The sequence below is a fragment of the Roseateles sp. GW821-FHT03B02 genome (assembly GCF_059421025.1).
Genome location: NZ_JBWKUV010000005.1, coordinates 368,218 through 383,966, shown reverse-complemented (window position 1 = coordinate 383,966; position 15,749 = coordinate 368,218). Strand labels below are relative to the sequence as shown.

At 69.3% G+C, this 15,749-nt stretch carries 15 protein-coding genes; 10 read left to right on the top strand and 5 right to left on the bottom strand.

Annotated features, from left to right (window positions below; translation table 11 throughout):
* The first annotated feature begins 28 nt into the window (after positions 1–28).
* From AC07VX_RS16495 to AC07VX_RS16485, 3 genes are all read left to right on the top strand, one after another.
* Positions 29–202 carry a hypothetical protein gene (locus AC07VX_RS16495; RefSeq protein ID WP_493167351.1) on the top strand — a complete coding sequence of 58 codons (174 nt, stop codon included), beginning with the start codon at positions 29–31 and terminating at the stop codon, positions 200–202.
* Between the two features lie 113 nt (positions 203–315).
* A complete protein-coding gene (locus tag AC07VX_RS16490) occupies positions 316–1,092 on the top strand; it encodes a PEP-CTERM sorting domain-containing protein (RefSeq protein ID WP_493167352.1) in 777 nt (258 codons plus the stop codon).
* A 190-nt stretch (positions 1,093–1,282) separates the two neighbouring features.
* Positions 1,283–2,824 carry a fumarate hydratase gene (locus tag AC07VX_RS16485; RefSeq protein WP_493167353.1) on the top strand — a complete coding sequence of 514 codons (1,542 nt, stop codon included), beginning with the start codon at positions 1,283–1,285 and terminating at the stop codon, positions 2,822–2,824.
* A 27-nt stretch (positions 2,825–2,851) separates the two neighbouring features.
* Here the strand turns inward: AC07VX_RS16485 and AC07VX_RS16480 are convergent, their stop codons facing one another.
* Positions 2,852–3,583, bottom strand: coding sequence for a hypothetical protein (locus AC07VX_RS16480; protein ID WP_493167354.1), 732 nt, complete (start codon positions 3,581–3,583; stop codon positions 2,852–2,854).
* 91 nt (positions 3,584–3,674) lie between these two features.
* Here AC07VX_RS16480 and AC07VX_RS16475 point away from each other — a divergent pair, with 91 nt between their 5' ends.
* Positions 3,675–4,133 carry a GNAT family N-acetyltransferase gene (locus AC07VX_RS16475; RefSeq protein ID WP_493167355.1) on the top strand — a complete coding sequence of 153 codons (459 nt, stop codon included), beginning with the start codon at positions 3,675–3,677 and terminating at the stop codon, positions 4,131–4,133.
* Positions 4,134–4,152: 19 nt separating this feature from the next.
* The gene (locus tag AC07VX_RS16470; protein WP_493167356.1) at positions 4,153–5,001 is read left to right on the top strand and encodes a CE1 family esterase; all 849 of its coding nucleotides are present in this window, start codon (positions 4,153–4,155) and stop codon (positions 4,999–5,001) included.
* A gap of 15 nt (positions 5,002–5,016) precedes the next feature.
* On the opposite strand, the gene AC07VX_RS16465 is transcribed toward AC07VX_RS16470, so the two are convergent.
* On the bottom strand, positions 5,017–6,033 hold the full coding sequence (locus AC07VX_RS16465; protein ID WP_493167357.1) for a PEP-CTERM sorting domain-containing protein: 1,017 nt from the start codon (positions 6,031–6,033) through the stop codon (positions 5,017–5,019).
* 141 nt (positions 6,034–6,174) lie between these two features.
* Here AC07VX_RS16465 and ahr point away from each other — a divergent pair, with 141 nt between their 5' ends.
* Complete coding sequence (gene ahr, locus AC07VX_RS16460; RefSeq protein ID WP_493167358.1) at positions 6,175–7,194, top strand: NADPH-dependent aldehyde reductase Ahr; 1,020 nt, start codon at positions 6,175–6,177, stop codon at positions 7,192–7,194.
* On the opposite strand, the gene AC07VX_RS16455 is transcribed toward ahr, so the two are convergent.
* Entirely contained in the window at positions 7,158–8,444 is a 1,287-nt protein-coding gene (locus AC07VX_RS16455; RefSeq protein WP_493167359.1) for a mechanosensitive ion channel family protein, read from the bottom strand. The two genes, ahr and AC07VX_RS16455, sit on opposite strands and share 37 nt — an antisense overlap.
* Positions 8,445–8,502: 58 nt before the next feature.
* On the bottom strand, positions 8,503–9,438 hold the full coding sequence (locus tag AC07VX_RS16450; protein ID WP_493167360.1) for a histone deacetylase family protein: 936 nt from the start codon (positions 9,436–9,438) through the stop codon (positions 8,503–8,505).
* Between the two features lie 31 nt (positions 9,439–9,469).
* Between AC07VX_RS16450 and AC07VX_RS16445 the strand changes: the two genes are divergently transcribed.
* The 4 genes from AC07VX_RS16445 to mltB are packed head-to-tail and all read left to right on the top strand — an operon-like array spanning position 9,470 to position 14,470.
* Positions 9,470–10,408 carry an AAA family ATPase gene (locus tag AC07VX_RS16445; protein WP_493167361.1) on the top strand — a complete coding sequence of 313 codons (939 nt, stop codon included), beginning with the start codon at positions 9,470–9,472 and terminating at the stop codon, positions 10,406–10,408.
* Positions 10,405–11,382 (top strand): DUF58 domain-containing protein, encoded by a 978-nt coding sequence (locus AC07VX_RS16440; protein WP_493167362.1) that lies wholly within the window; start codon positions 10,405–10,407, stop codon positions 11,380–11,382. The genes AC07VX_RS16445 and AC07VX_RS16440 overlap by 4 nt, the downstream gene beginning before the upstream one ends.
* Positions 11,379–13,412 carry a transglutaminase TgpA family protein gene (locus tag AC07VX_RS16435; protein ID WP_493167363.1) on the top strand — a complete coding sequence of 678 codons (2,034 nt, stop codon included), beginning with the start codon at positions 11,379–11,381 and terminating at the stop codon, positions 13,410–13,412. Before AC07VX_RS16440 ends, AC07VX_RS16435 begins: the two co-directional genes overlap by 4 nt.
* Complete coding sequence (gene mltB, locus AC07VX_RS16430) at positions 13,409–14,470, top strand: lytic murein transglycosylase B (protein WP_493167364.1); 1,062 nt, start codon at positions 13,409–13,411, stop codon at positions 14,468–14,470. The genes AC07VX_RS16435 and mltB overlap by 4 nt, the downstream gene beginning before the upstream one ends.
* Here the strand turns inward: mltB and AC07VX_RS16425 are convergent.
* The gene (locus tag AC07VX_RS16425) at positions 14,464–15,567 is read right to left on the bottom strand and encodes a cyanophycinase (RefSeq protein WP_493167365.1); all 1,104 of its coding nucleotides are present in this window, start codon (positions 15,565–15,567) and stop codon (positions 14,464–14,466) included. The two genes, mltB and AC07VX_RS16425, sit on opposite strands and share 7 nt — an antisense overlap.
* Positions 15,568–15,749 lie beyond the last annotated feature (182 nt).

Genomic DNA, 15,749 nt, shown 5'->3' with positions numbered 1-15,749 from the left:
GAGTGCCTCCGGGAGATTAAAAACCATCATGGCCAAACCAGAAATTCACGGTTTGGCGCAGCGCACAGCAACCCATGCTGCACCGCGATATGCGCAATATGCAAAACAAGTCAATATCCGTTTGCGGGTGTCGAATCGATTTACAAACAAATGTAACAAATCATTATTTCAATCGCAAGCCATTGATTTAATTAAGAGATGAATACTGGCCCACAAATTGCTGTTGGGACGCCTCCCTCAACTCTTTCCAGCAGGAAACATTTAGTAATGACTTTCAAGAAATTTGCTGCCGTCGCTTCTCTCTCCTTGATGAGCATGGGCTCGGCAATCGCCGCCCCGGTCGTCTACAACCTCGCGCTGCCCAACATCTCGACGTTCGACAACGTCATCACGGGCACCGGCGCCGCGGTCTCGACGGCGCAAGTCACCAGCACCGATGTCTACAGCTACACCGACCTCAATGGCAACCCTGCCACGGTCACCGTCACGCGCACGTCGGGCGGCAGCGCCTCGCCGAACGTCGGCGTCTACAGCAGCGGCAGCCAGTCGCTGTCCGGCAATGCCTGGGACATCAGCCCGGGCTCGAACACCAGTGCCGGCGGCGGCGCAGGCGGCAAGGCCGACATCGCAGGCTTCTTCAGCGGCCTGACTTTCACTTTCTCGTCGCCAGTCAATGCCTTTGGCTTCGAGATCGGTGACTGGGGCACCTGCTGCATGACGAACACCCGTTCGGCTGCCGTGCAGGCCGACTATGGCGTGGCGGCAGCCGGCTCCGGCCTGTGGATCGCCTTCGACGGTGGCGCCGCAACCATGCCGGCCAACGCACTCAGCGCCGATGACAACCCCGGCTATGCCAACAACGGCTTCAGCTACACCAACTTCATTGGCGCCATCGATGCGTCGGGCACGTTCAGCAAGATCACGTTCTTCGGCGACGGCTTCGGTGAATACCTGGTCGCTGGCGGCACGCTGCGCTTCGCGTCCGTGGCCATCGGCTCCGTGGGCGGCACGCTTCCCGAGCCCGGCTCGGTCGCGCTGGTCGGCCTGGCCTTTGCCGCCGTCGCTGCCGCTCGGCGCCGCAAGAGCGCCTGAGATCGCGTCGGCGGTCCGTGCCCGGCACTGACGCAACGCTGATGCATGCAACAACACCCCGGCGGCGCAAGTCGCCGGGGTGTTGTTCTTGGCGACGCCGTCTGATGGCTCCACATGGGCCCGCGCAAAGCTTCCCGTCAGGAGCCCTGCGGGATAATCCCAAGGACACCACATTCAGCCCCCCGGACCCATGAGCACCACGATCAAGCACGACGACCTGGTGGACAGCATTGCAGCCGCCCTGCAGTACATCAGCTACTACCACCCGGCCGACTACATCGCCCACTTGGCCCGCGCCTACGAGAGCGAGGCCTCGCCCGCCGCCAAGGACGCGATCGCGCAGATCCTCACCAACAGCCGCATGTGCGCCGAAGGCAGGCGGCCCATCTGCCAGGACACCGGCATCGTCAACGTCTTCCTGAAGATCGGCATGGACGTGCGCTGGGAAGGCTTCAGCGGCAGCATAGAGGACGCCATCAACGAAGGTGTGCGTCGCGGCTATCTGAACCCCGACAACAAGCTGCGCGCCAGCGTGCTGGACGATCCCATCTTCGCCCGCAAGAACACCAAGGACAACACGCCCGCCGTCGTGCAGATGGAGGTGGTGCCCGGCAACACGGTGGACGTCATCGTCGCGGCCAAGGGCGGCGGCTCGGAAAACAAGAGCAAGGTCTACATGCTCAACCCCAGCGACGACATCGTCGACTGGGTGCTCAAGACCGTGCCCACCATGGGCGCAGGCTGGTGCCCGCCGGGCATGCTTGGCATCGGTGTCGGCGGCACGGCCGAGAAGGCCGCCCTGCTGGCCAAGCAGGCGCTGATGGAAGACATCGACATGTACGAGCTGCTGCAGCGCGGCCCGCAAAACAAGCTCGAAGAGCTGCGCATCGAGCTCTACGAGAAGGTCAACGCGCTGGGCATCGGCGCCCAGGGCCTGGGTGGCCTGACCACCGTGCTGGACGTGAAGATCAAGACCTTCCCGACCCACGCCGCCAGCAAGCCCATCGCCATGATCCCGAACTGCGCGGCCACCCGCCATGCGCACTTCGTGTTGGACGGCAGCGGCCCCAGCTACCTCGAAGCCCCGAGCCTGGACCTCTGGCCCGACGTGCACTGGGCGCCCGACTACAACAAGAGCAAGCGCGTGGACCTGAACACGCTGACGCCGGCCGAGGTGGCCAGCTGGAAGCCCGGCGACACGCTGCTGCTGAACGGCAAGATGCTGACCGGCCGCGACGCCGCCCACAAGCGCATCCAGGACATGCTGGCCAAGGGTGAGCCCTTGCCGGTGGATTTCACCAACCGTGTCATTTACTACGTCGGCCCCGTGGACCCGGTGCGCGACGAGGTCGTCGGCCCCGCTGGCCCGACGACGGCCACGCGCATGGACAAGTTCACCGACATGATGCTGGCCAAGACCGGCCTCATCGCCATGGTGGGCAAAGCCGAGCGTGGTCCGGTCGCCATTGAGTCCATCAAGAACCACAAGAGCGCCTACCTGATGGCGGTGGGCGGCGCGGCCTACCTCGTCAGCAAGGCCATCAAGGGCGCCAAGGTCGTGGGCTTCGCGGACCTGGGCATGGAAGCCATCTACGAATTCGACGTGGTGGACATGCCCGTTACCGTGGCCGTGGACGCCAGCGGCACCAGCGCCCACATCACCGGCCCGGCGGACTGGAAGCAGCGCATCGCCTCGGGCAAGCCGGTCGGCATCCCGGTTGCAACGGCCTGATCGGCGCCAGACCATGGCGGCGGCGGTTCATCGCGCGCCGCCTGCCGCGCCCAGGTTGAGCCACAGCTTCTGCACCAGATCGCCATGGCGGCGCTCGAAATCGCGCGTGACTATGAGATACAGCGCCGTGGTGTCGTAGAGCCGCGGCAGCGGCTCGATCTGGCCCGGCGGCAGCTTGGCGACCTGGGGCAGCGCTTCGTCCGTTAGCAGGATGGCGCCGACACGACCCTTGACCAGCTTGGCGATGAGCTGCTCGCTGGACATCGCCCGGTCGTCCAGTTTCACGCCCAGGCTCTCCAGCTTGCCGCCGTAAGCGAAGCCGAACCTCAGGCCCAGAGGCTGGTCGCCCAGGCCTGCGAGCTTCTGGCCGTCCCACTCGACCTGCGTCCCCACGCGCCGGAACACGACGACCTGGATGCGGCCCAAGCCTTGCTCGGCCAGCGGCTGGCCGTCGCGCATTGGATAGGCCAGCCAGGCCAGCCGCTCGGGTGAAAACACGCCGATCAACGCGTCGGCACGCGCCTGCCGGCTGTCCTGCAGGCAGCGCGCCCGCGGGGCGGCGTACTGCTCGATGGCCACATCCAGCCCCTTGGCGGCGCCCAGCACGCGCTGCTGGAACAGCCCGCTGCCATCCGGGCGGGTGTAGGCTCCGAAGGGCTGGTCGGACACGCACAGCCGCAATTTCGCCGGCGGCGCCGCCACACCGGCAACCTGCAGCGCAAGCAACCCGGCCAGCCACAGCGCACGCGATGCCGGCATGTCGTCTCCAGCGGTTGTTGTGCGACAGGACTATGCCCGCCGTCCGCTTCGGAAACAATGCGCCGGCTTCCTGCCTGACAACGCCCGCCCCATGATTCAAGTCCGAGCCATCCACGCCTCCGATCGCGCCGCCTGGCAACCTCTCTGGGACGGCTACAACGCCTTCTATGGCCGCACCGGCGAAACGGCCCTGCCCGCACCGGTCACCGAGTCGACCTGGGCACGCTTCTTCGAGGCCGCCGAGCCGGTGCACGCCCTCGTAGCCGTGAACGAGCAGGGCACCCTGCTCGGCCTCGCCCACTACCTCTACCACCGCAGCACGACGCGCATCGAGCCGACCTGCTATCTGCAAGACCTCTTCACCGCGCCCGAGGCCCGGGGCCGCGGTATCGGCCGGGCCTTGATAGAAGTCGTCTACGCCGCGGCCCGCGAAGCCGGCGTGAAGCGCGTCTACTGGCAGACACACACCACCAATGCCGCCGGCCGCGCGCTGTACGACCAGGTCGCGCAGCACCTGGGCTTCATCGTCTATGCCCATGACGTCATCTGACCGCACCCGGAGAGCCCCAATGCGCCTGCTCTGCTTCAGCTTCCTCCTGCTCGCCTTGGCGACTACCGCGCAAGCCCAGACGCCGACAGCCACCTGCACGCTGGCGCAGGTCAACGGCGAGATGCGGGATCTGGTCTCTGGCGGCCACAAGCGCGTCTACCGCCTCTTCGTGCCAGCCACCACCGCAGGCCAAACGCGGCTGCCCCTGGTGCTGGACCTGCACGGCACCGGGGGCAACACCGCCGGCCGCGCCAGGGAGAGCGCCTTCGAGACCCTGGCCGCCCGCGAGGGCTTCGCCGTCGCCACGCTGCAGGCCGAGGACTCGCGCTGGAATGCGCCCGTGTTCACCCCGCGCGCCGACGACGTGCAGTACGTGTCGGACGTCATCGACGACATCGCCGTCCGCAGTTGCATCGACCCGGCGCGCGTGCATGCCACCGGCTTCTCCGGCGGCGGCCGCATGTCCTCGCTGCTGGGCTGCCGGCTGAACGACCGCATCGCGGCCATCGCGCCGGTGGGCGGGCTGCGCTGGTTCGGCCCCTGCGGCGGGCGCGCGGTGCCGGTGCTCGCGGTACACGGCCTGACCGACTTCACCAACCCCTACGAAGGTCATGCCGACCGCGGCGGCGAGTGGGTCGAGAGCGTGCCCGAAGCCCTGGCCGGCTGGGCGGCCCACAACCGCTGCCAGCAGAAACTGGTGCAGGACAGGCAGCCTGGCCCGCGCCAGACGCTGCGCTACGCCGGTTGTGAAGGCAATGCAGAGGTCCAGCTGATCCGCATCGACGGCATGGGCCACATCTGGCCCCGTGCCGAGATCGACGCGACTGAGGCGATCTGGGCCTTTTTCAAAGCCCACCCGCGCCGGTAGGTCCTCGCGTGCGGTTCAGCCGCGGCGCCGGCGCACGGCTGCCAATGCGGCCAGCGCCAAGCCGCTCAAGGCCAGGCTGGCTGGCTCGGGCAGCGCGACGGTGCCGATGCTGACTTCGTCGACGACGGGCGCGTCAAGCGCCGCGGCGGCCTGGAAATCGGCGGCCGTGGCGATGAAGCCGCCGCTGGTCGGGTCGATCCTGCCCAGCGTCGTCAGCAACGTGTGCGTCGCGTCCAGCTGGCCGCCGAAGCGTGCCCACAGCCCGAGATAGGACTCGACGAAGTAGTAGCGCCCCGCCTCCATCGTGATGTCGAGATAGGTCGTGTCGCCCGACGCCAGGATGCCGCTCTCCTCGGACAGGCCCTCCAGCCGGTAGTCGGCACGCGACGCGGCCTGGCTCCAGTAGCCGGTGGACTGGGGTTCGAGGCCCAGGTCGTAGTCGTAGACGAAGCTGGCCGCCGACAGCGAGAACACGGTCAGCCGGGTCTTGGCATAGGTGGTCGGGTCGGTGATGAGCCCGCCAGGGTTGGGCAGGCTGATGTCGGTGCCCGGCGGCACGTTCGAGGTGAAGTCCAGGTGGTTCTGGATGGTGCGGTGCTCGCCGGTCGTGCCGGTGAACAGAAAGCTCTGCAATCCCAGCGAGTGCCCGGACACACGCGAATAGCTGGTGCCCGAGAACGCGCCCTGCTTGAGGATGAGGGTGCCGGCAGCGCCCGAGGCGTCGATGCTGGAGCGCGTGGCCTGGCCGCCGGCAATGCCCAGCGGGTTGGTCGCCGCCACGGCGGCGGTGAAGCCGCCGGACACGTTCTGCTGCTGGATCTCGACGATCGTCGCCCCGAAGTTCCCGTTGACCTCGCATTTGTCGGGCGTCGTCGCGCCGGCCGTGCGTGCGCCCGCGCTGCGGCAGTCACGCACATAGCTGGCCGCGTAGGCAGCGTTGGAGATGCTGACCGGCACGGCCAGCACCGGCAGGACCATGCCCGCCAAGCCGAGCAGCAAGATGCCGCGGACGAGTTTTTGCCTGATCTGCATGGCGCCTCCTGTAAGGATGTGCACCGGATGATGGCCGGCGTGTCCGCGCGGCGAATCCCCATGCTTGCGGGGCCGGGACAACGCCTAGAGCCGGCCTCCCGCGGCCTGCACAATCGCCGGATGCCGTTTTCGGAGATGCCCATGCCCCAGATCCGCGCCTACGCCGCCCACAGCGCCGGCGGCCCGCTGCAGCCCTTCGAGTTCGACCCCGGCCCGCTGGGCGAGGAGGACGTCGAGATCACCGTCGAGCACTGCGGCATCTGCCACTCCGACCTCGCCATGATCGACAGCGAATGGTTCCCGGCCAGCTATCCCGTCGTGCCGGGCCACGAGGTGGTCGGCCGCATCACCGCCTTGGGCCCGCGCGCCAGGGGGCGGCAGATCGGCCAACGCGTCGGCGTGGGCTGGCACACAGGCAGCTGCAGCCATTGCAATCTCTGCCTCGGTGGCGAACAGCATCTGTGCGCCAAGCGCCAGCCGACGCTCATCGGCCGCCACGGCGGCTTCGCCGACCGGCTGCGCTCGCACTGGAGCTGGGCGATCCCGCTGCCCGACGCGCTGGACCCGGCCGCTGCCGGCCCGCTGATGTGCGGCGGCGGCACGGTCTTCCTGCCCTTCGTGCTGCACGCCATCAAGCCGACCGATCGCGTCGGCGTCGTCGGCATCGGTGGTCTGGGCCACCTGGCCGTCAAGTTCGCACGCGCCTGGGGCTGCGAGGTGACGGCGTTCACGTCATCCGCCAGCAAGCGCGACGAGGCGCTGGCGCTGGGCGCGCACAAGACGCTGTCCAGCGTCGACAAGGCCGAATTGAAGGCCGCTGCCGGCACGCTGGACTTCATGCTCATCACCGTCGGTGCCGCGCTGAACTGGGACGCGCTGCTGGCCACGCTGGCGCCCAAGGGCCGCATGCACCTGGTGGGCGTCGTCACCGACGCAATGGCGCTGAAGAGTGGCGGCCTGCTGGGCTGGCAGAAAGGTCTCTCGGCCTCGCCCACGCCGCCGCCGTCGGTGCTGGCGACGATGCTGGAGTTCTCGGCCCGCCACCAGATCCTGCCGCAGGTGGAGCGCTTCCCGATGAGCCGCGTCAACGACGCGCTGGACCACCTGCGCTCGGGCAAGGCCCGCTACAGGGTCGTGCTGGACGCCGACTTCGTCGGCTGACGCTGCACCTGCTGCGGGTAGGGAATCTCCACGCCCAGGCGCTGCAGCGTGTGCAGCACGGCGAGGTTGACGTCCGAACGCACGCCGCCGCTGCCGTTCTCGGGATCGCCGATCCAGAAGTAGACCGTCAGCTCCAGGCCGCTATCGGCGAAGCGGCTCAGCTGCACGGACGGCCCGGGGTCCGGGAGCACGCGCGGCACGTCGGCCAGGGCGGTGGTCAGCGCCTTCATGACGGCATCCACGTCGCAGTCATAGTCCACCTGCACCACGGTCGACAGCAACACGCGCGGGTCGGCCAGCGAGGAGTTCTCGACGCGCTGCGTGATGAGGATCTCGTTGGGCACGATGGCTTCCTTGCCACCCAGCGAGCGGATCACCGTGTAGCGCGTCTTGATGTCGGTCACGCGGCCCTCGAAGCCGTCGACCTTGACCATGTCGCCGATGCGCAAGCTGCGCTCGGCCAGGATGACGAAGCCGCTGACGTAGTTGGCCGCCAGCTTCTGCAGGCCGAAGCCCAGGCCCACGCCGAGCGCGCCGCCCAACACGCCCAGCGCCGTCAGGTCGATGCCGGCGGCCGACAGCGCGAACAGCAGGCCGACGAAGAGCAGCAGCGCCCGGATGGCACTGGCGGCGATCTTGCGCATGGACAGGTCCATGGACTCGCGCCGCAGCAGCCTGGACTCGATGGCCGCCGAGATCCACAAGGCCACCACCAGCACCAGAGCCGCCGTCAGTCCGCCCTCGATGAGGTTGCGCAGCGTCAGCTTGACCGTGCCGAACTTCCAGCCGATGTCGTCCAGCTCGTCCAGGATGACGGGCAGCAGGCCGGTCACCCACAGCACCGCGCCCAGCCAGGCCACCCAGGAGCCGCTGCGCTCGACGAGGCGGATGGGTGCCGAGTTGGGCCAGGCCGCCACCAGCACGCGGGCGATGACACGGATGACGGCCAGCGACACCAGCACCGGCAGCGCCAGCCTGAAGAGAGCCGGCGCAAGCCCCCACAGCGGCAGCAGGCGGCGCGCGCCAAAGGCCAGCGCCAGCGCCAGCAGTGGGAACAGCGCCCCGTCGATGACGCGCTCGCCGAACAGCACGCTGTTGTCGCGCTTGATTGCCTTGCGGGCCAGCGCCCAGCCGAACATGGCCGCGGCCAGCAGGCAGCCCGTCAGCAGCGTCCACTCGGCCAGCGCGTCGGCGCTGAAGACACGGGCCAGCAGGGCCTGCAGTTCGGCCAGGCTCAGAGGTTGGTGCATTGAATTCATGTCGGGCCCGCACCCGGTGCAGGCACCGGGCGATGGTCAGGGAAAAGCATCACAGATCGGCCAGCGCCCGCAGGTGCACGCCCACGCTGCGCGCCAGCGCATGCAGGTTGTACCCGCCCTCCAGCACCGAGACGATGCGGCCCTTGGCATGGCGCGCGGCGACGTCCTTGATCTTCAGCGTGATCCACTCGTAGTCGGCCTCCACCAGCCCGAGCTGGCCGAGGTCATCGTCGCGGTGGGCGTCGAAGCCGGCCGAGACGAAGATCATCTGCGGCTTGAAGCGCTCCAGCGCCGGCAGCCACATCGCCTCGACGATCTCGCGCACCTCGCCGCCCCGCGTGTACGGGGGCAGCGGCACGTTGACCATGTTGGTGCCCTTGGGCACGGCGCCGCTGTAGGGGTAGAGCGGGTCCTGGAACAGGCTGACCATCAGCACGCGGTCGTCGCCGGCAATGATGTCCTCGGTGCCGTTGCCGTGGTGGACGTCGAAGTCCACGATGGCCACGCGCTTGAGGCCGCGCCGGTCCAGCGCGTGGCGGGCCGCGATGGCCACGTTGTTGAAGAAGCAGAAGCCCATGCTCTGGTCGCGCGTGGCATGGTGGCCGGGCGGGCGCACCGAGCAGAAGGCATTGTCGGCGCGGCCGTCGATGACGAGGTCCGTGGCCTGCACCGCAGCGCCGGCGGCATGCAGCGCGGCGGACCAGGTGTGGGCGTTGGCCGAGGTGTCGGGGTCCACCGCGCAGCGCCCGCCTTTCTCGGCGCATTCACGCAGCATCATGCCGATCTCGGCGACATAGCCGTGGGTGTGGGCCAGCTCCACGTCCTTCAGGTCGACCGGCCGGGCATCGACGTATTCCAGCGCCTGATTCAGGCCGGAGCCGATCAGCCAGTCGTCGATGGCGGCCAGGCGCTCGGGGCATTCGGGGTGGCCGTCGCCCATGTCGTGGCGGCGGCACTCGGGGGGATTGAAATACGCGGTCGGCATGGAATGCTTGTCTCTTGATATGGTGCAGTTCATGACGCAAGCCCCATCACGAACCCTGGCAGCACAACTGCTGGCGCTGCAAAACCAGATTAGCACGGTCATCAAGGGCAAGCCGGCCCAGATCGCCGATTCCCTGGCCTGCCTGATCGCCGGCGGCCATCTGCTCATCGAGGACCTGCCCGGCGTCGGCAAGACGACGCTGGCGCATGCGCTGGCGATCTCCCTGGGCCTGAAGTTCTCTCGCCTGCAGTTCACGGCCGACCTGCTGCCCAGCGATCTGCTGGGCGTGTCCGTCTACGAGCGCGAGAAGAACGGCTTCGCCTTCCACCCCGGCCCGGTGTTCGCCCAGGTGCTGCTGGCCGACGAGATCAACCGCGCCGGCCCCAAGACGCAGAGCGCGCTGCTGGAGGCGATGGAGGAGCACCAGGTCAGCATCGAGGGCGTCAGCCACCCGCTGCCCGAGCCCTTCTTCGTCATCGCGACACAGAACCCCAGCGAGCAGCTCGGCACCTTCCCGCTTCCGGAGTCGCAGCTGGACCGCTTCCTGATGTGCATCTCGCTGGGCTACCCCGACGCCGCAGCCGAGCGCGAACTGCTGATGGGCGAGGACAGCCGCGAGCTGCTGAAGGCGCTGCGGCCCATCATGACGCCGGCCGAGCTGGTCCAGGCGCAGGCCGCGGTCAAGGCCATCCACGCCGCACCGCCGCTGCTGGACTACCTGCAGGCGCTGATCGCGGCCACGCGCTCCGGCCAGTGGTTCGTCGAAGGCCTGTCGCCACGCGCCGGCCTGGCCGTGCTGCGGGCCGCCCGGGCTCGTGCGCTGCTGCAGGGGCGCGACTACGCCTCGCCCGACGACGTGCAGGCCATCCTGCCACAGACCATTGCCCACCGCCTGCAGCCGCGTGCCGGCGCAGGGCGTGGCGCACGCGAGCAGGTGCGCGCCATGATCGAGGCGATACCTCTTCCATGATCCTGGCCGTACGCCAGCGCTGGCAAGCTTGGTGGCAGGCCCGCCAGCCCGTGGCCGACACCCACCAGACGACGCAGCGCAACGTCTACATCGTGCCCACCTGGGCCGGCGTGGCCTTCTGCGGCACGCTGGGCGTGCTGCTGCTGGCCAGCATCAACGAACAGCTCAGTCTGGGCTATGCACTGACGTTCGCACTCACAGGCGCGGGCCTGGCGTCAATGCACACGACGCACGCCAACCTGCGCGGGCTGCAGATGGACCTGAAAGCGCCCGACGGCGTGCATGCCGGCAGCGAGTACGCGCTGGAGCTGCGCCTGCACAACCCGGGCAGCGCGCGCTTCGGCATCGCCGTCAGCGCCCAGCTCGACAGCGGCGCCACCGAGCCCGCCTGGGTCGACGTGCCGGCCCTGGGCCACGCGGTGGTGCAGTTGCGCCTGCCGGCCGTGGCGCGCGGCCTGCGCCCCCTGCCCCGCCTCATCGTCACGACGCGCTTCCCGCTCGGCTTCTTCCGCGCCTGGAGCTACTGGCGGCCGGCGGCCAGGGTCTGGGTCTACCCGCGCGCCGAAGACGTGCCGTCCCCCTTCCCCGTGCAGGCCGAGGCCGGCGCGGGCGAGGCCGCCTCCGCGCGGCAGGCCGCCCACGGGACCGACTTCTCCGGCGTGCGCAGCTACCGCCGTGGCGACTCGATGAAGCAGATCCTTTGGCGCAAGTCCGCCCTCGCACTGGATCAGGGCCTGCCGCTGTGGGTGCGCGAGACCGAGGCACCGCTGGCCCAGGACCTGTGGCTGGACTGGCGCGACACCCAGGGCCGCGACGTCGAGGCGCGGCTGTCCCGCCTGACCGCCTGGGTGCTGGCCGCCGAGCGCCTGGGCCAGCCCTACGGTCTGCGCCTTGCCGGCCGGGAGATCGCGCCTTCGCTGGGCTCGGCGCATCGCGTGGCCTGCCTGCAAGCCCTTGCGGGGTACGGCGCATGAGTGCCCTCAGCAGCGGCTGGAACCGGCTGCCGCGCGACACCCGCGACAGCTTCTTTCTGCTTGGCGTCATCACCGCCGTCATCGCGCCCCACGCCGAGCACCTGCCCTGGTGGAGCACGGCGCTGACCGCCGTCGTGCTCGGCTGGCGCGCGCTGCTGGCCTGGCGCCAGCGCCCCCTGCCCAGCCGCTGGTGGCTGGGCGCCGTCATCCTTGTCTACGCGGGCATGACCTGGCTGAGCTTTCGCACGCTGATCGGCCGCGAGGCAGGCATCACACTGCTCGTCATGCTGATGGCGCTGAAGACGCTGGAGCTGCGCGCACGGCGCGACGCCTTCGTCGTCTTCTTCCTCGGTTTCTTCCTCGTGCTGACGCAGTTCCTGTACTCGCAGTCGTTGCTGATGGCCGTCTGGTCGCTGCTGTCGCTGTGGGGTCTGCTGGCGGCCGTCGTGCTGGCGCAGATGCCCTCCACCGACGCCCAAGGGCTGCCCAGCATCACCATTGCCGCCCGCCGCGCCGCCAGCACGACGGCGCTCGGCCTGCCGGTCATGGTGCTGCTCTTCGTGCTGTTCCCGCGCATCGCGCCGCTGTGGGGAGTGCCCACCGAGGCCATCGGCAGGACCGGCCTGTCCAACCAGCTCGAATTCGGCGCGATGAACGAGATCGCCAACGACGAGAGCATCGCCATGCGGCTGAAGTTCGACGGCCCGCCGCCACCGCCCGATCAGCGCTATTTCCGCGGCCCGGTGCTGACCCGCTTCGACGGCAAGACCTGGCGCGCGGCCGACACCCGCCTCAGCCAGAGCTGGCTGCGCGGCCGCGACGAGCTGGTCACCACCGGCCCGGCCCTGCGCTACGAGATGACACTGGAGCCGCTGCGCATCCCGGTGCTGCCGCTGCTGGAGATGAGCCCGGGCGCCGTCGGCAGCGAGCTGGCCCTGACCGATCTCGTGCTCACCCGCGGCCCGGAGCTGCAATGGGTGTCGCCGCGGCCCATCACGGAGCGGATGCGCTTCAGCACCAGCGCCCACCTGGCCTGGCAGGCCGGCGAACACCGCAACCGGCTGCAGCTCGCCACCGACCTCGACCTGCCCGCCGGCGGCAACCCGCGCACGCGGGCCTGGGCCACGGCGCTGGCCGCCCAGCCACGCTTTGCCGGCCTCGCGCCGGGCCCGCGCGCGCAGGCCCTCGCCGCGGCCCTGCTCGAGCATGTGCGCAGCCAGGACTTCACCTATACCCTGACCCCCGGCCGCTATGGCGAGGAGTCGCCCCACGTCATCGACGAGTTCTGGCTGGACCGGCGCCTGGGCTTCTGCGAGCACTTCGCCTCGGCCTTCGTCGTGCTGATGCGCGCCATGGACGTGCCGGCCCGCATCGTCACCGGCTTTCAGGGCTGGGACGCCGAGCCCCAGGACGGCTACCACGTCGTCCGCAACGCCAACGCCCACGCCTGGGCCGAGTACTGGGTGGAGGGCCAGGGCTGGGTGCGCAGCGACCCGACAGCCGCCGTCGCGCCCAACCGCGTGACCCAGGGCCTGGCGCTGCGGCCCGAGCCGGGCGTGCTGGGCCAGCTCAACCCGACGCTGTGGCGGGCCGTGCGCAACGGCTGGGAGACGCTGAACAACCGCTGGCAGCAACTGGTGCTGAACTACTCGCGCCAGAACCAGTTCGACCTGCTGAAGAACCTGGGCTTCAGCCAGCCCGACTGGACGGCGCTGGGCCAGGCCCTGGCGGGCGTCATTCTGGCGCTGGCCGTTACCGGCGCGGCCTGGATACGCTGGAGCAGCCGACCGCACGACGCCTGGAGCCGCCAGCGCACGCGCATCGCCGCCCTGCTCGGCCGCGCCGGCGTCACCGTGCCGGCGCACGAAAGCCCGGCCGCCTGGGCCCGCACGCTGCGCCGCCAGCTGGGCCAGAAGGCCGAGCCTGCCGCGCAGTGGCTGGAGAAGCTGGAGCGGTCGCGCTACGCGGCCGACGCGCCCGCGCCGACCTGGGGCGAATTCCGCACAGCCGCACGTATGCTGCGCGCGTGAAGTCTCGAATCCTGCCCCTGCTGGCCGGCCTGCTGCTGGCTTTCTCCGCCCAGGCCAAACCCCACCGCGCCAAGCCCTCGCCGACGCCCGAACCCCTCGGCGCCCGCCCCGCCCTCGTCGCCTTTGCCGACGAGCTCGCCACCGCGCAGGGCTGGGACGCCGCCGCACTTCGGGAGCAGCTCGCCCAGGCACTGGACCTGCCACGTGTGAAGCAGCTCATACTGCCCGCGAAGACCGGCACGGCCAAAGACTGGGCTGCCTACCGCGACCGCTTCATCGAGCCCAGGCGCGTGGAGGCCGGAGCGGCATTCTGGGCCGAGCACGAGGTGGCACTGGCCCGGGCCGAGAGCACCTATGGCGTGCCCGCTGCGGTCATCGTCGGCATCATCGGCGTCGAGACCTTCTACGGCCGCATCGCCGGCGGCTTCAAAGTGCTGGACGCGCTGGCCACGCTGGCCTTCGACTTCCCCGCCGAGCACCCGCGCGCGGCCGACCGCCAGGCCTTCTTCCGCAACGAGCTGGCCGAGTTCCTCAAGCTCTGCCGCGAGAACGGCCTGAATGCCGCCGAGGTGCGCGGCAGCTACGCCGGCGCTTTGGGCTGGCCGCAGTTCATGCCGGGCAGCTGGCGCCAGCATGCGGTGGACTTCGATGGCGACGGCCGCGTCGACCTCATCGCCAGCCCTGTGGACGCCATCGGCAGCGTGGCCCACTACCTGTCGGAATACGGCTGGAAGCCCGGGCAGGCGACCCACTACAGCGTCAGGCTGCCCACCGACCGCCGCGAGCGGGCCCGCCTGCTGGCGCCGGACATCAAGCCCAGCTTCAGCGCCGCCGACCTCAGCGCCGCCGGCGCCCTGCCCTCGGAAGCCGCCCGCGAGCACGACGGCCCCATGGCCGTCATCGAGCTGCAGAACGGCCCAAAGAAGCCGACCACCGTGCTGCTGGGCACGCAGAACTTCTGGGTCGTCACGCGCTACAACTGGTCGGCCTACTACGCACTGGCCGTCATCGAGCTGGGCGAGGCCGTGGCCAGGGCCCGCGGGGCCACGGCTCAGTAAACGCTGCCGCCGTTCTGGCTGGACGTCAGAACGCCCGACTCGACGGACAGCGAATAGGGCGATACGGGCGACCAGGTGGTCAGGTCGTAGCTCTGTCCGTCAGTTCGCTTCTCGACCTGCACGCTGCGGTAGGTCAACGGTGTCTTGGCCTTCACTGTCGTCGGCGCGATGGTCGGACGCAGGAAATAGGCCCGTCCGCTTCCCGCGACGAGCGGATTGCCCATCACGGTGCCGATGCCGTTGTCGATGACGACGGCCGTGTGCTCGTCCACACCGATGCCGCGCACGTCGGTATCGCCAATCACCCAATGGTCCTTCTCGATGCGGGCCATGAAGGTGACGAGGCGCCCCATGCGGTCGCGTGCGACGAGATGGGTGTCGGTGATGACGTTGGTCATCCAGGGCAGGCTGTTCAGCAGGCTCCGGTCCAGCGTGACATTCCTGTTGTACGGGTCGGTCATCGCCTCGCTCGAGGTGACGGACTTGCTGAGCGCCGCGTAGTCGAACTGCCCCAGCACGGCCAGGCCGGCGCTGTTGCCGCCGAGGGGCACGTTGCGCAGCGCCACCGCGTCCTTCATGGCGGCCTCCAGCGGCGTGCCGGCCCACAGGGCGACATAGGTGGACTGGTCACCGCCAGCGATGAAGATCAGCTCGGCCTTTCCGACCAGATCCACCACGGCCTGGGCCGCGGCGCCCGCGCGGGTCTTGATGACGATGGACGAGACAGAATTGACGCCGCCGGGCACCAGGCCCGTCAGGTAGGCGTTGTAGTCGTCGGCGCCCGAGGTGCGCACGATGACCGCGTCCACGCCCTGGGTCGAAGCGCCCCGGCCCTTGGCGATCATGGCGCGGAAGGCAGCGTCGATGTCGCTGGCGCCCCCCATCAGCACCAGCATCGGCGAGCTCGGAAGCGGCGGCTGGGAGTCGTTCGTGCTGCCCGTGATGTAGACGTCGTAGTCCTTGGTGCTGAGCGTCGGCTTGGCGCCGCTGCCTCTGCCATCCGTACCGGCCCAGGCGCTGCCGCTGGCCAGCCCCAGCGACAACAGGCCGAGCAGCAACAGGCGGCGGCCCAAGGACAGAGATTTATGCGCAGTCATGAACGGCTCCAGGATGAGAATTGAGCGAGTCTAGGCCGGCAGCCGGCTCAGAACTCCCCCCTTCTTCCGGGGAGGTGTCACCTGGCAGCGGCGGACCCGCCGAGCCGCCCGGCAGCCAGCCGGTATCGCGCCAGAAGCGCGGCGCGCGTTTGCGCTCGCAGACGGCCAGCCCCGGCGGGTCC